This window comes from Vibrio sp. YT-15 (genome assembly GCF_033337445.1).
Taxonomy (GTDB): domain Bacteria; phylum Pseudomonadota; class Gammaproteobacteria; order Enterobacterales; family Vibrionaceae; genus Vibrio; species Vibrio alginolyticus.
The window spans coordinates 17,199-35,833 of sequence record NZ_JAWOQR010000008.1 but is presented as its reverse complement, the minus strand read 5'-3'; the positions used below and the strand labels follow the sequence as shown (position 1 = coordinate 35,833).

The window sequence follows — 18,635 nt, the reverse complement described above, 5'->3', positions numbered from 1 at the left end:
TCTTCATTGGCCATATTTAATATCAGTATCTTAGAAAAAATAGCATCAAAAACTTCTAGCACTATAGTACCAAATTCATCGTTTGAGTTTTTTGTTCACCACTTATAGCTACTATACTCGCCTATGCAGCTGCTTGATTTTCATAAATTTACTAAACAGCTCAAAAGAGCTTAATAACTCCCGTTAAATGGACTTAAATCGTTACTTCGGGTAAGCGAGTTAACTATGAGACGTCAGAAGCTAAATAAAATCTCTGCTTGGGTACTAGGATTGGCTATCTTATTGCTGAGCCATGTGCCTAATGTATCAGCACAAATACAGCAATCCCCATCCGATCAAACCGTTGCGCGTTTTCTCTATCAAACCTCTTTTGGACCAACACCTGCGTTAATTAATGAGGTTAGGGAAAACGGGTTAGAGGATTGGATACAGAAACAAATCAACCTGCCAGCAACCTACCATCAACCACTTTATCAAACGCCTTTTTCTAAAGGCCTACAGTCAAACCGCGAAAATGCTTGGTATCAAATTGTTGTTACTGCTGAAGATCAGCTTAGGCAGCGAACGGCTTATGCATTGAGTCAGATCGTAGTCGTTTCTCGTTATGGCGGCGTTCTTTCCAGCAAACCTACAGGGTTAGTGAATTACTACGATCTGTTGGTTGAGCATGCGTTTGGCAACTACCGAGACCTGTTGTATGACGTTTCCATCCATCCAGTCATGGGGAGCTATTTGTCTATGCTCGGTAGTGCAAAAGAAAATAGTGCGACAGGAACGCTTCCCGATGAGAACTTTGCTCGAGAGTTAATGCAGTTATTCACTATCGGTTTGTATGAACTCAATTTAGATGGCAGTAAAAAGCTAAACCACGCAACAGGCAAACCTATCCCCACGTACAATCAAACTGATATTCAAGAGCTCGCGCGAGCATTAACTGGATGGAAAAATTCCGACATCGCATTCGTGAAACCGATGCGAGTTATCAGTCAACGGCACGACACCGGCGAGAAGCGATTTCTAGGGAACGTGATCCCATCGGGTCTAACCGCACAAGAAGAGCTTTCAAAAGTGATTGATATGTTGATGTCTCACCCAAATGTTGCTCCATTTGTTTCAAAGTTACTTATCCAACGTTTGGTCAGTTCAAATCCAAGCCCAGAGTACGTCGCGCGTGTTGCTACGATATTTAACAACAATGGGGAAGGAGAAAAAGGCGATCTAACCGCCGTTGTTAGAGCCATATTGCTCGACCCTGAAGCATTAGGGATGACGGATACCCCGCCTATAAAAGTGAAAGAACCGATACTGGTCCTGACTAATTTTCATCGAGCATCAGGTTTTACGATTAAAGGATCACGTTACGAAGACGCAACAACGATGATGAACATCGCTAATCAAGGGCCGCTTCGTTCTCCTTCCGTGTTTAATTTTTACTCTCCAGACTATCAGCCGTCTAACGAGTTTACGGAGTCTGGTATTAACTCTCCAGAGTATGAACTTCTCAATTGGTCTGTTTATACCGATTTGGTCAACTATATGTTAACCAGCACTCGTAGAGGAGGTGGTGATTCCTACCACTTCGATCTTAACGAGTTTTATCTTCTTCTGGACGATCACCGTGCCTTAGTCGAATTGGTTAACGAGCGTTTCTTTGCTGGAACGGCTTCTGCTGAATTGAAAGAGCTCATGCTCACCGCCCTGAATGATTATCGTGGGGACTATGTGCCAACAACAAAACTCGCTCTAGTGATATTTACCGCCATTTCTGGCGACGAATTCTATATTCAGGATTAGGAGTGAATTATGGATATTTCACGACGACATTTTATACAAAGCACGCTATCGATGGGCGCACTAGCCTCTCTTAGTCTGCCAGGTTACTCTCTCGCAGCGCCATCCAATGACTTTCGAGCATTAATATGTGTGTATTTAGCAGGCGGAAACGATGCATTCAACACCATACTGCCATTATCGGAGGCGCACTATCGTCAATATTCCAAAGTCAGAGGGCCACTCTCTGTCGCCAAAGAAGACATACTCCCTATCAATTTAAGTGCTGTCGATAGCTCAAATCACCCAGTGAAGCTCGGCTTACACCCAAAGTTAAATGCGTTAACTTCCGTTTTCGAACAAGGCGATGCCAGCATCGTGCTCAATAGTGGCATTCTCAACCATCCCGTCACCAAACAAGCTATTGAGCAAGGTGAAGCATCACTTCCCGAGCAACTGTTTTCTCATAATTCTCAAACAGACGCTTGGTTACTTGGTGGAATGAGCGAGTCTAAAAATCTTGGTTGGGCTGGCAGAATGTTGGATGTATTAAACTCTGAATCAGAAATAACACCGCTATACAGTGTGCATGGCAACTCGCTTTGGTTACGGGCAATGGAACACCGCCAAACCGTCCTGAAAAAAGATCGCGCAGTTCAGCTTACCGCGATTGATAACCCGCTATACAAGGGGATCTATGATCGCCTTCTCTCTCATCAAACTGACAATCCATTTAATGGTCATTTTAATTTGATGGTTGATGAGTCGATGGTAATGAGTAGTGTACTGAGCGAGCAACTCAACCACATTGCTGACGAGCCGCTGTTTACGTCATCGACGCTCGGCAAGCAGATGCAAACCGTGTACAAATTGATAGCAAGCCAAGATGTCCTGAAGCAGCAACGACAAGTCTTTTTCGTTAAACACTCTGGGTATGACCTGCACGATTCGCAATTGGCACGTCATCCAGTGTTACTTGAGGATCTCGCAACAAACCTTTTAGCAATGTATCGTGCGGTCGAACGGTTAGGGCTAAACAAGCAAGTCACCTCTTTCACTATGTCTGACTTCGGTCGACGGATGATGAGCAACGGAGATGGTACCGATCATGGCTGGGGTGGCCATCAACTATTAATTGGAGGCGCGGTAAATGGGAAACAACCTATCGGTACATGGCCGGAACTCATACTGGGCGGAAACGATGATTACTCTCAAGGCCGACTCATACCCAAAATTGCCGCTGATCAAGTTGGTTCAACACTAGCACAGTGGATGGGCGTGAGTGATAACGCTGCACTGGAATACGTGTTCCCGAACATCCGTAATTTTACTCATTCAAACCTGGGTTTTATGTCGTAAGATATTTTACAGGTAGCTGTAGAACACATCATCAAATAAGGGAGCCTCGCGCTCCCTTACTCATCTTATGTTTGCAAAGTGTCCGTTACACCTCGTCGCGACGGCGTTCGTTACACAGCTTAATGGCACGCTCAAGTAATTCTAACGCGGATTGCTCACATTCAGGCAGAACCGCATCACTTTCGCCAATTGGCGTTACGCGGTCACCCCATTTCAATACTGCCGCACCCCATGTCAAACCTGCACCAAATGCAGCAAGAAGCATATTATCACCTGGGTTAACTCGACCTTGCTCTACCGCTTCACACAATGCAATTGGCACCGTCGCAGCTGAAGTATTGCCATAGTTTTGAATGTTAACAAACGCTTTGTCGTGTGGAATTCCAGACAGGTCACACAAGGTTTGAATAATACGAATATTCGCTTGATGCGGAATCACAACATCGATTTGTTCCGTCGTTAACTGTGATGCTTTCAGTACGGTTTTCGCAGCTAGCCCCATGCCTTTTACTGCACGTTTGAAAATTTCTTGTCCTACAAAGTTGAAATCCCAGTAACCGTTGTCTTCCGCAAAGCGATCCATACAAGTACCAAACTTTGGTACGGACAGAATATCGCGGCCTTTTGCGTCACAACCGATTTGAGACTGTAGTAAACCCGTTTCTTTTTCCGTTCTTGATAACACAACGGCGCCCGCACCATCACCAAATAGAACAGCGGTATCTCGCATTGCCCAATCGATGTAGAAAGACAATCTTTCCGCACCAATAATGATCGCGTTACGATAGTTACCTGATTGAATCAAACGTGTGCCCGTTTCTAGGCCATAGACAAATCCCGTACATGCGGCATTTAAGTCAAAGGCAGCGGCTGCACGAATACCTAGGTTCTGCTGTACCTTAGACGCGATATTTGGAATCAATGAATCTGGTGAACAAGTCGCCACAATGATTAAATCCACGTCTGTTGCATCGACGCCTGCTCGAGCTAATGCATGTTTAGCAGCAACGGTCGCCATGTCTGACGTGTTTACATGACTAATACGGCGGTTTTCGATACCAGTGCGGGTACGAATCCACTCATCGGAAGTATCGAGGAAAGTGCTAAGATCATCGTTAGAGAGCACGGCTGGCGGAACACATTTCCCCCAACCTGTAATTTCAGCGTAGTAATTTGTCATCGCAGACCTATTTATTGTTGTATTTTAATAAAATTTCTTAGAACCTTAGGCTCAAATACAAACCTGCGCTGCGTTATTTCGGCAGGTTAAAAAATAAGTATACAAATAATGAGGCTGACTGGTAAGTCATGTTTTCATCAATACGTAATAAAGGAAGAAGTCATGTCATCGTTTAAAACTCGCTGCCCTTCGTGCGGCGGTCTAAATCGTGTCCCTAATGAGCGCGTTGCCGAATCTGCAACTTGCGGTAAATGTAAAAGTGCACTTTTAGACGGCTCACCTATCGAAGGTACACAAGATAACTTTTCTGCTCTATTACAAAGTGATATGCCTGTTGTAGTAGATTTTTGGGCCCCATGGTGCAACCCGTGCGTTGGTTTTGCTCCTGTTTTCTCTGATGTTGCTCATGAGCAAGCCGGAACGGTTCGTTTTGTTAAGATTGATACCGAAGCTCAACAACAACTTGCGGCGCAATTTGGTATTCGCAGCATTCCTACCATTATGGTTTTCAAAAATGGTCAACGTGTTGATATGATCAATGGTGCGTTACCTAAAACTCAATTTGATCAATGGTTAAATCAAGCACTTACTAAATAATCTTCCACGCCAACCTTGTTTGTAGGTTGGCGTTTTTATGCAACTTATCAACCTATCTAGTTAATAAATATTATTTGTCGAAACGACTTAAATTTATCATTTTACTTGCCTAACTATTAGCCTCATATTCGCGCCGAATAACCCTTAGATTTCATTTAACTTATAGGCGCAAAACAGTGGAAAACACAGTCGTTCCTGCAGCATCACCACGAGTTACAGTTCCAGTCGTCGCACTGTCTCTTTATGCGGTGGCTTCGGGCTATTTAATGAGCTTGATCCCTCTCATGCTCGGTGAATACAACATCTCAGCAGATTACGCGAGTTGGTTGGCGAGTGTGTTTTATGGCGGCTTATTAACCGGTGCTATTTTTATTGAACGTATCGTACGTCAAGTTGGTCACCGTAACGCGTTTATTGGTTGCTTGGCCGTATTTTCGCTAACTATCGTCACACTACCCGTGTTTGCTAACGGATTGATGTGGCTTGCCGCTCGCTTTATTGCGGGTATCGCGGTTGCTGGTGTTTTTGTCATTGTTGAGTCTTGGCTAATGTCTGGAGACGAAGCATCGCGTGCGAAACGTTTGAGCTTGTACATGCTATCGCTTTATGGTGGTTCAGCATTAGGCCAGTTTGGTATTGGCGTGCTTGGCGTAAGTGGCGGCGTTCCGTTTATTGCGATCACGACGTTGATCCTAATGGCGATGCTGGTGCTAATGTTCATTGAGTGTGAGCAGCCAAACAGCCATGAATCAACCGCTTTATCATTTAAGCAAATTGCCAAACTAAACCATGCAGCAATTATTGGTTGTGTTGTTTCAGGTTTGACCTTAGGTGCAATCTACGGATTAATGCCAGTTGAGTTAACTAACCGTAAAATTAGCCATCAAGACATTGGTACATTGATGGCGCTAGTGATTCTAGGTGGCATGCTAGTTCAACCAATGGTGACCGCGTTAAACAAATACATGAGCCGCACAGTGCTAATGGCGTTTTTCTGTATTTTGGGTATTTTTTCGATCGGTATGACCTTTATTTCCTCGTCAGCCGTGGTATTGGCTGCTGCATTATTCTTTTTAGGTGCAGCTACTTTTGCCTTGTACCCGATAGCAATCAACTTAGGTTGCGAAGGACTTGATGAACGCTTTATTGTCTCTGCGACACAAGTCATGCTGTTTAGCTACAGCATCGGCTCTGTTGCTGGTCCTGTTGTCGCTGATAAATTCATGGGCCAAGAACACGGCTTGCTAGGCTACTTGTTTGCCGCTTTGGTTGCGACTGGCGTATACATGCTACTTGCTGCGAGCAAAACCAAGCAGCGTATGGCCGCTGGCCTCTAACCACGCCGCTTCTACTCAACGAAAACGAGGGCATGTCGCCCTCGTTTTTTTATTCTTCGCATTTTTGTTTAGATAAACGCTTGTGACGGTTTGACGCGTTCGCTGCAGGCTTTTCCGGTACCATGCGCTTTTCATGAAGCAAATGACGAACCGCCAAGATGGGATGTTTCAGTAACATTCTGGGGCCAGAGTAACGCATGACCAAACGCATTTGTTCTTTCGGCTCTGGTTTGTAGCAGTGAATCGGACATTTGTTACACGTCGGTTTATTCTCTCCATAAGGACAGCGGTCGAGGCGCACTTCTGCGTATTCAAGCAGCTCACGACATTCTGAGCATAAGTCACGTTTTGTTCCATGATGGTCATGACAGTAAACCTCTACCATGGCTTTTACTGTCTTAAATTCAGTGGCGAGTTTGCCAAGTAAAATATCGCTCATGCGCTATCCAAAAATCACAACATCATTGTGTAAAGTTCTAACGTGCGGCCATTATCATATTGCTGCTCAACTCGTTCAAACTCAAAGCCCAGTTTTTTGAGCAAACTTATACTACGAATATTGTCATTATTGGTGATGGCAACCAAATTATCGAGTTTCATTTCCTCTCTAGCGTATTCCAGCACTGCGGTTGCAGACTCCGTTCCGTAGCCGAAGCCATAAGCGGAAGGTAAAAATCCATATCCGAGATCATAGTGTTGTAATGTGTCACGTTTAACCAACCCACAAATCCCGATGGGTTGCCCATCTTCTTTCTTCTCTACAACGAGTAAACTCACGCCTTTAATTTGTTGCATGCGTAGCATGTTTTCTTTTATGTAACGCGCCGCTTCATATTCAGTACGAATTTGTTTGTCTCCGACAAAACGGTAGAAGTCTGGGTGGTTATAAAGTTCTAGTATAAATGGTGCATCATCTACACTCACAAGACGCAGTATCAAACGTTCGGTGTACAGTGTTTTCATTTGGGCTCCATTAAAACGCGATAGATGATTGGACATAGGAACGTACTTGAATTTTGCGACCGATACCGGCGCTTATTTAGTTGTAACTTGATAAAAAAGTAACTATCCTGCCTCGCTAAATTAAAGGACCACCACCATGAACCGCAAGAAGAAAATCAATCAGATCTTGAAAGCGAAGCAGAAGAAGCATAACGCTAAGCTACATAAGAGCAATAAGCCGCGTTATATCTCCAAAGCTGAACGCGCGAAAATGGAAGCTGAAGAACAAAACCAAGCTTCAGAACACACGGAAAACGTTGTAGACACAGCGAAGACAGATCAAGCCTAAAAGAAAAGCCGCTTCAAGCGGCTTTTTTGATATTCGGAGATAGTTAGCTTTAGTATTCGACACTGTAGTTCAGTGTGAATGTGCGACCTCTTCCTTTGTAGTCGTACGCTGCTGCATCGTAGTGTGCTGCATAAAGAATCTGCGCACGTTGTCCCCAAGCGGTTGTGTAGTCTTCGTCAAATAGGTTTTGAATACCAAAACCTAACTGCCCGATAGGTAGTGTTACGTTACCAAGAAGATCAAACGTAGTGTATCCATCTAGTTTATTGTTTGCGTCATCTTCGTAATCAAACATCGTCTGGCTTTGTAAACGTACTGAATAGCCATCCTGATAGTAAGCCGCCCACGCGTTCGCTTTTGATGTACTTGCTTTACCCGCGCTTAGATCTTCCCACTTACCGTTGGTTTTCAGCTCAGAAACCACATAGTGACCTGATGCACCTAACAAAATATCACGGTTTACCCAGTAGTTAATGTTTGCTTCGGCACCGTATACACGTTGCTCGTCATCAACATTGGTGATTAGGAGCGTCTTCTTGTCATACTTGATTGAGTTATCCGACACCGAGTAGTAACCCGCCGCTTGCAGTGCGACAGTATCCGTATCTAATCGGTAACCAATTTCATAGCTGTCCGTTTTGATGCCCGACATTTTTGAGTCAGATACATTAATGCTATTGTTCAACGCGTAGTGACCATTTGCATCCGCGGCATCGTAGCTACCTTGGCCGTAGTACTTTGCAGGATCAGCGAGTTCGAAACCTTGAGAGAAGTTCGCCCAAAGCTGAGATTCATCGTTAAGCTGATAAATGGTGCCCAAATTAAATAAGCTCACAGAGTAGTCAGTGCTGCCACCTGGTACCGCATCCGCTGATACACCATTACCCGATGCGATCTTCTTTTGTATACTATAGGCAACAAAATCATCAATCTTATTGTCCATGTATTGGTAGCGGTAGCCTGCTTGTACTGACCAATCTTGATTGATTTGGTAATCCCCTTGGACAAACATTGCGTAAGACGCCACATCAACATCTGGGTAACGCCCCACTTCGGCATAGGTTCGATTAATTAAGTTCCCAGAGCTGTTCGCAATGGTTGGATCGAACAGAGCCTGGTTACTTTCAAAACGGTCTAAGTACGCATCGACACCATAAACAAGTTTGAATGACTCCCAGCTTTTAGCTAACGCTAAGCGCCCAGCAAAAACTTCTGTTTTTTGTTGAGAGGCACTTTGGTAATAAGGAGTAAAGGTTTGGTCTTCACTACGGTAAGATAACTCGCCTATCAGTTGATGACCGAATACGCTGTCGTGAGCGTAGTTCGCACTTAAGAGAACTCGCTCTGTACCATGTTCACGGTCGGAATCGAACCCCTCTCGTACATCAACAAATTTATTGTTAACAATGTACAAACCGTATGGCGAGTCTTGCTGGCTGTCATAGTATTGTGCGACAAGGTTTAACTTGCTGGCATCGGAGATTTGAATCTCGGTCGATCCCATAACATCGAGCGTTGAATTATACTGCAAAGAGCCCTGTGAAATGTCTGGGGTGACAATGTCGCCATTTGCGTCAAATGCACCTTGTGTCTCGGTGTACACAACCGAACCTCTAGCGGTAATTCGCTCATTACCACCCGAGATAGACTGAGCGAGTTTGTAATCAAAGTCATCGCTGCTATTAAAGCCTGTAGTGCCACTCACGTAGGATTCAAACGACAAGTCATCCGAGTACGCTTTCTTGGTGATAATGTTAATAACACCACCAGTAGCGCCTGCACCATAAATGGAGGTTGCACCAGATAGTACTTCAATTCGCTCGATGTTGAATGGGTCTATTGCGTCTAACTGACGACTAATCGGGCGAGAAGACTGTAACGAGACACCATCAATCATTACCAACATTGCTCTACCGCGAAGGTTCTGACCATAGTTAGTTCGACCACCGGTGCCGACGTCTAAAGAAGGGATGGTTGCAGAAAGAATATCACCCAGTGTCTTGCCCGCACGATATTGCTGAGCAATCTCTTCTTGGCCAACAAACCAAACCGTTCCTGGAATATCGGAGATCGATTTCGGCATCACACTGCCTACAACAACCAATTGCTCATCGCTTGGAGTCGATGTTTGTTGAAGATCTTCTGCTGCTATTGAGCTAACTGCGTATCCACTGCTCATCGCAAGTACGATGAGATTGAAAGAAAACGTCCTTTTCATCATTGTATTTATCTTTTTGTTGTCAACAAGAGCATGCAATGATACTTATTCTCACTCTCAAATCGAGCACTGTTACACAAGTTAAATAAATGTTAATTAAGAACCTTCTTGCTCATAAGCTGTCGATTTTCCTCTAAACGAGGACAATCTGCACAAAGCTTTCTGCCTTCACACTTATAGACTAAACAACAACTTTTTCTTACTAACTTTAGCGACTGATCTGATTCCGTCTCATGAAGTGAGCGGCTATTATCAACATCCAAACCCATTGCGCTTAGCCACAAGACCGCATGCTCCTGAAGTGTCGAGTTAGTCATTTGCGGAAAGCGCTGTTGGAGACGAATTAAACAAGCCATGATTCCGTCCGACATCAATTGATGGGTGAAGCCAGGACGAATGCGTGTCCATTGACTCATCTCCTTTTGATAGAAGTCGAACAGTTCTCGGATTTGACGCCCCGCCTCTTTTATCAACGCCTCTGGCTCGCCATGTATATGCGCTTCGTCGGCGAATCGGTACCCAGAAACAAAACAAGGTTTGAGGTGCTGCGCTATCTCGCGAATGTTTGGCAACGTGTGGTAACCGTAAATAGAGATGAATGCGACATAAACTGGCTGCCAACAAAGTAAATCCCACGTTCTTGTCAACCAATATGCTTTTCCCGCTTCCGGATGAGCCTCCGAGATTTGCTGGTAAAGGCCTTGGATGATCGGGTTGATATCATTTTCGATATGGATAGCTTCTTGCCCTATCTCGCCGATATCACCGTGTAGGTAAGGTGTAATCTCACTCGAAGTTTGAAACAGTTGCGGGAAAAATTGCTCAGACATGATGGCTTATTGTTGGTGTAGTCATTCTGACATCTTTATACCCAAGCACCAATCGCAATGCAAACTATTATCCTTTGCGTTTTCATAACAAAGAAGCACTCTTAGGGTTAGTTATGAATGTATTTCCGAGTTCTGTGAAGCTGTAAGGTCTGGTTACGTATGCGATGAATAGCAACAAACTCTTAAACCTCTTCGCATTTAACGCTCACATGATCGCAAAAATACACAGCATAAAAACACCCTGATAAAACTGTGTTAACAGTTTCCCTGTGTAGCGTGAGTTATTGCCAATAATTGAATATTGCTGTTTCTTATCCAGCGGATTGTGAACAACATGAAGTATTTTCTTTCTGAATATCGAGACAATACAAAGAGGTAATTTGGCTATGTAGCCCTCTGTTTTGAATAAGGAAATCCACATGTTGTATCTTGAGTTTCTATTTTTGCTCGTGATGCTGTATATCGGCTCACGTTATGGTGGTATAGGCCTTGGGGTCGTATCCGGAATTGGCTTGGTGATTGAAGTATTCATCTTTAAGATGCCGCCAACCTCTCCTCCTGTCACCGTCATGTTGATCATTTTAGCGGTGGTAACATGTGCTTCCATTCTTGAAGCCGCTGGCGGTTTGAAATACATGCTGCAAGTTGCCGAGCGTGTGCTTCGTAAGAACCCAAAACGCGTCACCCTTATTGCTCCGTTCGTGACTTACTTTATGACCTTCCTACTTGGTACAGGTCACGCGGTTTACTCTATCATGCCAATCATTGGCGACGTTGCGCTTAAAAACGGCATTCGTCCAGAGCGTCCTATGGCTGCCGCTTCTGTCGCCTCTCAAATCGCAATCACAGCCTCGCCAATTTCAGCAGCAGTGGTTTACTACTTGGCGCAACTCTCCGACATTCAACACGAGATCACTCTGCTCTCAATTCTGCTCGTTACCGTACCTGCAACGCTATTCGGTACGTTGTTGATGTCACTTTACAGCCTAAAGCGTGGTAAAGAGCTAGACGACGATGAAGAATACCAAGAGCGTTTGAAAGATCCTGTGTGGAGAGAAAAAATCCTCAACACAACTGCAACGTCTCTTGATGAAGTACTACCAACAAGTGCTCGTAACTCTGTATTGCTGTTCATTGCTTCTATCTTGGTTATCGTCGTTATCGCGATGTGGCCAGACATTCGTACCATCGTTGAAGGCGCAAAACCAATCAGTATGGCCGTTGTGATTCAAATGATGATGCTCTGCTTCGGCGGTATCATTTTGCTAGCGACGAAGACCGATCCTCGCGATGTACCAAATGGGGTGGTATTTAAATCTGGTATGGTGGCGGCGATTGCTATCTTCGGTATTGCATGGATGTCAGATACCTACTTCCAGTACGCTATGCCTCAATTTAAATCTGGCATCGTAGAGATGGTAACCAACTATCCTTGGACATTCGCGCTTGCGTTATTCATTGTGTCGGTTGTGGTGAACTCTCAAGCTGCAACGGCTCGCATGATGCTGCCTGTTGGTCTCGGCTTAGGTTTGGAACCTGCGCTGCTTATCGGCTTGATGCCAGCGGTATACGGCTACTTCTTTATTCCCAACTACCCTTCAGATATCGCGACTGTGAACTTCGATACATCGGGCACAACTAAGATTGGTAAGTGGTACTTCAACCATTCATTCATGTCTGTGGGCTTAATCGGCGTGATTGGTGCGTGTTGCTTGGGTTACTTGCTAGGGCAAATGATCATTCCTTCGTAACTAGCCAAATCAACGATAAATTAGAGGCGAGTCATTGTACGTTTTCGTACAGCCTGAGTGACTCGCCTTTCTTTATTGCACTATTAACTACAGCAAGAAATCGTCATCAATCGCGACAAAATTGTCGGCACAATCAATCAGAGTTTGAGATGTAAGTTTAGGTACACCATAAACGGTCACCGTTTTATTGAAGCGCTGCTGAATTCTCTCTACTAGCAGACTAAAGTCTCCATCTCCCGAAACTAGAATCACTTCCTCAACTTCGGGAGCAATTTCAATTGCATCGAGAGTAATACCCACATCCCAATCGCCTTTCGAGCTACCATCACGACGCTGGATGTAGGGTTTAAGCATCACCTCAAAGCCAACACCACGAAGAATATGGTGGAACTGACGTTGCTTGGGATCATTGCTCGCAATAGCATAAGCACGAGCACTTACCACCTCTTTCCCTTGTGTGGCAACATACCAAAACTGGTTGTAATCAAAATTGCTTCGATACGCTTCGCGACAGGTGTAATACACATTCTGTACATCAACCAAAATAGCGATTTTTTGTTTGCTTTCCGAACTCATCTATTTCTACGCTCAATTTATTTGCTGCCTACCCTATGCCAGTTTTGGAAAAAGCACAATGAGCCAATTCCACTAAACTTAACGTATAAAAAGTTATTTGGGTTTCTAGGGGAACTGTCATGGGCGGAAAGTTACTAGTGATACTACTTTCTTGTATCTTGTCATCGACAGCATTTGGTTATCCAGCGCACTCCAAATACTGGCCACATAGAAGTGTGCTCTACTTTGCGCCGGAAAATGATGAATACGTCAAACAATTCGTGCTAGAAACACTTATGAATGAGTGTGAGTTGGAAGACAGAGATGTCGTCACACTGGTCATTACAGAGCAAGGGTATACCTTTCCTGCTTGGCTTAAAGAAGAGTTCGACTTAAAAATGCTAGCTCGTCTTTATGAGGTCGAAAAAGGATCTCACACCGCTATTTTGCTTGGTAAAGATGGTCTAGAAAAGCACCGCTGGGGCGCAGAAACAGACTGGCCGTTTATCAACAACCTCATTGATCAAATGCCTATGCGTAAGCAAGAAATGCAGAGGCAGCAAAGCCCCTGTAAAATATAGTCACTTCTGGGCAATGTTACTTTGCGAACCAATCCAACTTGTTGTGAAGTTGAGTCACGCTACCAACCACAATCAATGCTGGGCTCACGGCTTGCTCTGCCATGATCGATAGCTCGTTCAACTTTCCTTGGAACACGCGCTGCTCTGGGCGCGTACCGTTTTCAATAATGGCGCATGACATCTCAGGATCTAACCCATGAGTGATCAGCTTATCCATAATATGGCCGCTTTGCTTCAAACCCATGTAGAATACAAGCGTGTTATTAGACTGAGCTAGTGAATGCCACTCAATTTCACGACCATCTTTTTGTACATGACCAGTGATAAATTGAACGCTTTGTGCATGGTCGCGGTGTGTTAATGGAATACCAGCATAAGCCGTTGCACCCGCTGCTGCTGTGATACCCGGAACCACTTCGTATTTGATGCCAAATTCGGCTAGCTCTTCTAGCTCTTCACCACCACGGCCAAAGATAAATGAGTCCCCACCTTTTAGGCGCACAACGCGCTTACCTTCTTGCGCTTTTTGCACCAAGATTTGGTTGATTTGATCTTGAGGCACACAGTGAAAATCGAGTTTTTTCCCAACATAAATCATCTCTGCTGATGCATGAGCCAACTCAAGAATCTCTTTTGATACCAATCGGTCGTACACAACAACTTCAGCCGCTTGAATGGCTTTTAAGCCTTTTACTGTGAGCAAATCAGGATCACCAGGACCTGCACCAACAAGAGAAACAAAGCCGCTGTTTAAAGATGAGTTAACAGTTGTCATATCAACGCCTATCGAAAATTTGGACATAAAAAGTAACACTCAAGTCATTAACTCAAGGTTAAAATCACCCCGTTGAACAGCCCTACCTACCATAGGTAGGGCCAGATAAAAGCGGTTTATTTTGCGATTGCAGGCTCTGCTTTTACTTCTTCTTCAACTACGTTGATAGAAGGCGCTGTTTTCGCGTGAGTTAGGTACAGTGGAATACAAGTCATTACGAGACCACCAACAATATTACCTAGAATGGTTGGAATAAGGTTGAAGTTCAACCAAGTCGCGATACCAAAATCCGCACCTAGAATCATACCTAGTGGGAATAGGAACATGTTTACTACGGTGTGTTCAAATACTAGCGCAAAGAAGATGAAGATTGGGAACCACATCATTGCTACGCGACCAGACACCGAACGTGCCGTCATGTTGCCTATAACGCCTAGACACACCATTAGGTTACAGAAGATGCCGCGTACGAAACATGTGATCCATCCGTCCATACCCATGTTTTCAAAACCAAGGCTACGCGCCGTAGAAACAGCGACAAATTTCTTCGCTACTGCGTTCAGTTCTAGAGAGAAGTTACCTGTTAGAGAGATAGCCACTAGGTAAGCAACGATCAGAGAACCGATAAGGTTACCCAAGCCTACAAGACCCCAACAACGGAAGATACGACCCCAAGTGATGCCCGGACGGTTCGCAAACTTAGCCAGAGGCGCTAGACCAAAAACACCGGTCACTAGGTCATACCCCATCACACTTAGAATTACGAAACCAACGGGGAAAACAAGTGCTCCTACAAGGCCGATACCCGTTTGTACAATCGCGGTAATAGCAACCACCACCGCAAGCGAAAGAATAACGCCAGCCATCGTACCGCGAAGCAGAAGATCTCGCGTGCTTGTATTGGTTTTCGCTTCACCAACATTGATCATGGTTTGCACGAATTCTGCAGGCTTAAAATCAGTAGACATGAATGTGTCCTTATCCAAAATTGAAAGTTAAAAAGTTAAAGATTGAATAGAGAAAGGCTTCCCGTTGACACCTGAACGCTGTCTACAACACCTCGCTTCCCTGTTCCCCTGAGTTGATGCTTGGAAAGCCTTTGTCTATTAAATCTAGGTTTCAGTTCATTCCCTCCCCCTAAGAGGAGGGAATGAAAACCAAGCTTACGCAGAGATTTCTACTTCGCCGTTGGTTACGCGGGTTTTGTACGCTTTCACGCTAAAACGCTCGTCTTCCATGCACGCACCTGTTGTCAGGTTAAAGCGTTGCTTCTTAAGTGGGCTAGCCACCCAAAGCTCGCCTTGGTGCTCACAGATCAAACCGCGAGAAAGCACGTTTGATTGGAAGAACGGGTCTGTGTTGCTGATCGCCAGCACTTCTTCTGCTTGTGTTGGGCGAAATACCGCAACTTGCTGACCATCAACCAGTGCACAAACACCTGTGCCCGGTACGATGTCGCTGATTTGGCAAATCTTTTCAAATGACATAATCAACCTTCCCTTATGCTTCAGTGATCGCTACGTGTAGGATGTCGCCTTTCGCTTCAGGGTGCTTTTCCGTGAAGGTTGCTGGGCGGTGCTGTTCACGCTCTTGTACAAACACAACGTTGTCATCGCGCTTGTCAGAGTTGATGAAGTGCGCGAAACGAGTCAGTTGTGATTCGTCGTTGATGGTCGCAGTCCACTCACACTCGTACTCGTCTACAAGCTTCGCTACGTCAGCTTCTAGTTGAGTGTTGATGCCAAGTTTGTCTTCAACAATCACTTCGCGTAGGTAGTCAACGCCACCTTCCATGTTTTCCATCCAAACTGATGTGCGTTGTAGTGGCGCAGCAGTACGGATGTAGAACATCATGAAGCGGTCGATGTACTTGATTAGCGTTTCTTTATCTAGGTCACTTGCAAGTAGGTCTGCGTGACGAGGCTTCATACCACCGTTACCACATACGTACATGTTCCAACCTGCATCAGTCGCGATAATGCCAAGGTCTTTACCTTGTGCTTCCGCACACTCACGAGTACAGCCAGAAACACCGAACTTCATCTTATGAGGGGTACGAATGCCTTTGTAACGGTTCTCGATGTAAGAACCTAGACCAACAGAGTCTTGAACGCCGTAACGACACCACGTTGAGCCAACACAGGTCTTCGCCATACGAAGTGCTTTTGCGTACGCTTGACCTGTTTCGAAACCAGCGTCGATAAGCTTGCGCCAGATCTCTGGAAGATCGTCTTTTTGAGCACCGAACAGACCAATACGTTGAGCACCGGTTACTTTGGTGTATAGGTTGTAATCTTCAGCAACGTTCGCTAACGCACCCAGTGCTTGAGGCGTTACTTCACCACCCGCCATACGTGGGATAACAGAGTAAGTACCGTCTTTTTGGATGTTACCTAGGAAGTTGTCGTTCGTGTCGTGCAGCTTAACCAGTTGTGGCTTAAGAATGTGCTCACCCCAGCAAGAAGCCAAGATAGAACCAGCCAGTGGTTTACAAACTTCACAGCCGTAACCTTTACCGTATTTCTCTAGCAGCTCATCAAACGTTTTGATCTCTTCTATGCGGATTAGGTGGAACAGCTCTTGGCGTGAGTATGCAAAGTGCTCACACACGTCGTTCTTCACTTCGATACCAGATTTAGCAAGCTCTGCGTTTAGGACAGAGGTTACTAGAGGAATACAACCACCACAGCCTGTACCTGCGCCAGTCACTGCTTTGATGTCGCCCAATGTGTGGTGACCATTAGCCACCGCTTGAGCGATCTTGCCTTTGGTTACGTCGAAACAAGAACAGATCACTGCGCTTTCTGGTAGAGCATCTGCACCGAGTGCTGGTTTCTCAGCGCCTGCGTGTGCAGGAAGGATCAACGCATCTGGGTGTTCTGGTAGGTCGATTTCGTTCAACATAAGTTGAAGCAGGTCGCCGTAGTCAGAGGTGTCACCAACCATAACCGCGCCAAGCAGTTTCTTGTTGTCTTTAGAAACGATAAGACGTTTGTAAACTTCTTGTTCTTCGTTCTGGTAAACGTAACTCTTACAGCCTTCAGTACGACCGTTCGCGTCACCGATAGAGCCTACTTTAACGCCAAGAAGTTTCAGCTTCGCAGACATATCAGCGCCTTCGAATTTGCTTTCTGTGTTACCTAGTAGGTGATCAACGGCAACTGTCGCCATCTTGTAGCCAGGAGCAACAAGGCCGTAGAACATTTCGTTCCAAGACGCACATTCACCGATAGCGTAGATGTTCTCATCAGAAGTCTGACAGTGGTCGTTAATAGCAACACCGCCACGAGGTGCCACTTCTAGCTCCATTTGGCGTGCTAGTTTGTCTTGTGGACGAATACCTGCAGAGAATACAATGAAGTCTGTTTCTAGCTCTGAACCGTCAGCAAAACGCATAACGTTGCGTGCGTTTGTGCCTTCTGCCGCAATCTCAAGCGTGTTTTTGCTGGTGTGAACGTTCACGCCCATACGCTCGATCTTTTGACGAAGTTGGTTACCACCAGCCAGGTCAAGTTGCTCAGCCATTAGTTTAGGCGCGAACTCAACAACGTGCGTTTCTACACCCAGTGCTTTCAGTGCGCCTGCTGCCTCAAGACCTAGCAGACCACCACCGACAACAACGCCTGATTTGCTCTTCTTCGCACACGCTTCGATCGCTTTAAGATCTTCGATAGTACGGTAAACAAAACAGTCTTTGCTTTCGTGACCTTTGATAGGTGGAACAAATGGGAATGAGCCAGTAGCAAGAATCAGCTTGTCGTATTGAACTTCACGGCCAGTGCTTGAGTAAACAATGCGGTTTTCACGGTTGATGTTAATCGCGCGTTCGCCGATCAGCATGTTAATACCGTGTTTCTCGTAGAAGCCTTCTTTTACTAAAGAAAGTTCATCTGCAGTATGGTGAGAAAAGTAAGAGGAAAGGTGCACACGGTCGTATGCGACACGAGGTTCTTCACAGAAAACCGTAATGTCTATATTAGACATATCAGCTTTCTCGACTAAGTCTTCAATATAACGGTGCCCTACCATACCGTTACCGATGACTACTAGCTTCAACTTGCTCATTATAATTCCTAAGGGTTAGGTTCTTATCACTGAGCTCATTGTTAATTGTGAAAGAAAATTAATACATGATGTAAATCAATTACAATTTCAAACTACCCTAAAGGGGTAGATGAACGTATTTATCTGACTATTGCAGAATAAAAAGTAATTTATTAACGGATATTGGTAGTTTTAACAAACTGAGATAACCGAAGCCATGCTAGCAACGGACTATACCGTTTTGCTTTTATGAAGTTAGGCTGACCATCGAAACCGAGCACACCTACGATAAATCCTGCTTTTCTTCTAAACGACGCACTCACTTGACTTCACCGTTTCAAGGTGAT

General features: G+C 45.0%; 17 protein-coding genes. 7 read left to right on the top strand and 10 right to left on the bottom strand.

All coding sequences use genetic code 11. The features are described 5' to 3' along the window. Nucleotides 1-225: 225 nt before the first annotated feature. Both R7D93_RS15650 and R7D93_RS15645 read left to right on the top strand, forming a co-directional pair. Nucleotides 226-1,794 (top strand): DUF1800 domain-containing protein, encoded by a 1,569-nt coding sequence (locus R7D93_RS15650; protein WP_064369239.1) that lies wholly within the window; start codon nucleotides 226-228, stop codon nucleotides 1,792-1,794. 9 nt (nucleotides 1,795-1,803) lie between these two features. Then, nucleotides 1,804-3,129: a DUF1501 domain-containing protein gene (locus tag R7D93_RS15645; protein WP_213867731.1), complete on the top strand. Its 1,326-nt coding sequence runs from the start codon at nucleotides 1,804-1,806 to the stop codon at nucleotides 3,127-3,129. 85 nt (nucleotides 3,130-3,214) lie between these two features. Here the strand turns inward: R7D93_RS15645 and R7D93_RS15640 are convergent, their stop codons facing one another. After that, entirely contained in the window at nucleotides 3,215-4,309 is a 1,095-nt protein-coding gene (locus R7D93_RS15640) for a ketoacyl-ACP synthase III (protein ID WP_005387993.1), read from the bottom strand. A gap of 162 nt (nucleotides 4,310-4,471) precedes the next feature. Between R7D93_RS15640 and trxC the strand changes: the two genes are divergently transcribed. Together trxC and R7D93_RS15630 are read left to right on the top strand one after the other, a co-directional pair. Then, nucleotides 4,472-4,906, top strand: coding sequence for a thioredoxin TrxC (gene trxC, locus R7D93_RS15635; RefSeq protein WP_213867732.1), 435 nt, complete (start codon nucleotides 4,472-4,474; stop codon nucleotides 4,904-4,906). 176 nt (nucleotides 4,907-5,082) lie between these two features. Continuing rightward, nucleotides 5,083-6,243 carry an MFS transporter gene (locus R7D93_RS15630; protein ID WP_033907039.1) on the top strand — a complete coding sequence of 387 codons (1,161 nt, stop codon included), beginning with the start codon at nucleotides 5,083-5,085 and terminating at the stop codon, nucleotides 6,241-6,243. Between the two features lie 49 nt (nucleotides 6,244-6,292). On the opposite strand, the gene R7D93_RS15625 is transcribed toward R7D93_RS15630, so the two are convergent. Beyond that, the gene (locus R7D93_RS15625) at nucleotides 6,293-6,682 is read right to left on the bottom strand and encodes a nitrous oxide-stimulated promoter family protein (protein ID WP_005387988.1); all 390 of its coding nucleotides are present in this window, start codon (nucleotides 6,680-6,682) and stop codon (nucleotides 6,293-6,295) included. A gap of 14 nt (nucleotides 6,683-6,696) precedes the next feature. Continuing rightward, nucleotides 6,697-7,206, bottom strand: coding sequence for a GNAT family N-acetyltransferase (locus tag R7D93_RS15620; RefSeq protein ID WP_054865303.1), 510 nt, complete (start codon nucleotides 7,204-7,206; stop codon nucleotides 6,697-6,699). Between the two features lie 136 nt (nucleotides 7,207-7,342). Between R7D93_RS15620 and R7D93_RS15615 the strand changes: the two genes are divergently transcribed. Further along, the gene (locus R7D93_RS15615; protein WP_171342947.1) at nucleotides 7,343-7,534 is read left to right on the top strand and encodes a DUF2986 domain-containing protein; all 192 of its coding nucleotides are present in this window, start codon (nucleotides 7,343-7,345) and stop codon (nucleotides 7,532-7,534) included. A gap of 49 nt (nucleotides 7,535-7,583) precedes the next feature. On the opposite strand, the gene R7D93_RS15610 is transcribed toward R7D93_RS15615, so the two are convergent. Together R7D93_RS15610 and R7D93_RS15605 are read right to left on the bottom strand one after the other, a co-directional pair. Then, the gene (locus tag R7D93_RS15610) at nucleotides 7,584-9,755 is read right to left on the bottom strand and encodes a TonB-dependent receptor (protein WP_005376064.1); all 2,172 of its coding nucleotides are present in this window, start codon (nucleotides 9,753-9,755) and stop codon (nucleotides 7,584-7,586) included. Between the two features lie 89 nt (nucleotides 9,756-9,844). Continuing rightward, complete coding sequence (locus R7D93_RS15605) at nucleotides 9,845-10,582, bottom strand: siderophore ferric iron reductase (RefSeq protein ID WP_213867733.1); 738 nt, start codon at nucleotides 10,580-10,582, stop codon at nucleotides 9,845-9,847. Nucleotides 10,583-11,001: 419 nt separating this feature from the next. Between R7D93_RS15605 and R7D93_RS15600 the strand changes: the two genes are divergently transcribed. Beyond that, a complete protein-coding gene (locus tag R7D93_RS15600) occupies nucleotides 11,002-12,333 on the top strand; it encodes an anaerobic C4-dicarboxylate transporter (RefSeq protein ID WP_213867734.1) in 1,332 nt (443 codons plus the stop codon). Between the two features lie 87 nt (nucleotides 12,334-12,420). Here R7D93_RS15600 and R7D93_RS15595 read toward each other — a convergent pair whose 3' ends face one another. Then, nucleotides 12,421-12,909 carry an NYN domain-containing protein gene (locus R7D93_RS15595; protein WP_005387978.1) on the bottom strand — a complete coding sequence of 163 codons (489 nt, stop codon included), beginning with the start codon at nucleotides 12,907-12,909 and terminating at the stop codon, nucleotides 12,421-12,423. A 119-nt stretch (nucleotides 12,910-13,028) separates the two neighbouring features. On the opposite strand from R7D93_RS15595, the gene R7D93_RS15590 reads away from it, so the two are divergent. Then, on the top strand, nucleotides 13,029-13,469 hold the full coding sequence (locus R7D93_RS15590; protein ID WP_213867735.1) for a DUF4174 domain-containing protein: 441 nt from the start codon (nucleotides 13,029-13,031) through the stop codon (nucleotides 13,467-13,469). Nucleotides 13,470-13,485: 16 nt separating this feature from the next. On the opposite strand, the gene cobA is transcribed toward R7D93_RS15590, so the two are convergent. The 4 genes from cobA to nirB form a co-directional block, all read right to left on the bottom strand. Next, complete coding sequence (cobA, locus tag R7D93_RS15585; protein WP_025767740.1) at nucleotides 13,486-14,244, bottom strand: uroporphyrinogen-III C-methyltransferase; 759 nt, start codon at nucleotides 14,242-14,244, stop codon at nucleotides 13,486-13,488. 116 nt (nucleotides 14,245-14,360) lie between these two features. Beyond that, nucleotides 14,361-15,212: a formate/nitrite transporter family protein gene (locus tag R7D93_RS15580; protein WP_025767739.1), complete on the bottom strand. Its 852-nt coding sequence runs from the start codon at nucleotides 15,210-15,212 to the stop codon at nucleotides 14,361-14,363. A gap of 195 nt (nucleotides 15,213-15,407) precedes the next feature. After that, a complete protein-coding gene (gene nirD, locus R7D93_RS15575) occupies nucleotides 15,408-15,731 on the bottom strand; it encodes a nitrite reductase small subunit NirD (protein ID WP_005387969.1) in 324 nt (107 codons plus the stop codon). Between the two features lie 13 nt (nucleotides 15,732-15,744). Further along, complete coding sequence (gene nirB, locus R7D93_RS15570) at nucleotides 15,745-18,309, bottom strand: nitrite reductase large subunit NirB (RefSeq protein WP_213867736.1); 2,565 nt, start codon at nucleotides 18,307-18,309, stop codon at nucleotides 15,745-15,747. Nucleotides 18,310-18,635 lie beyond the last annotated feature (326 nt).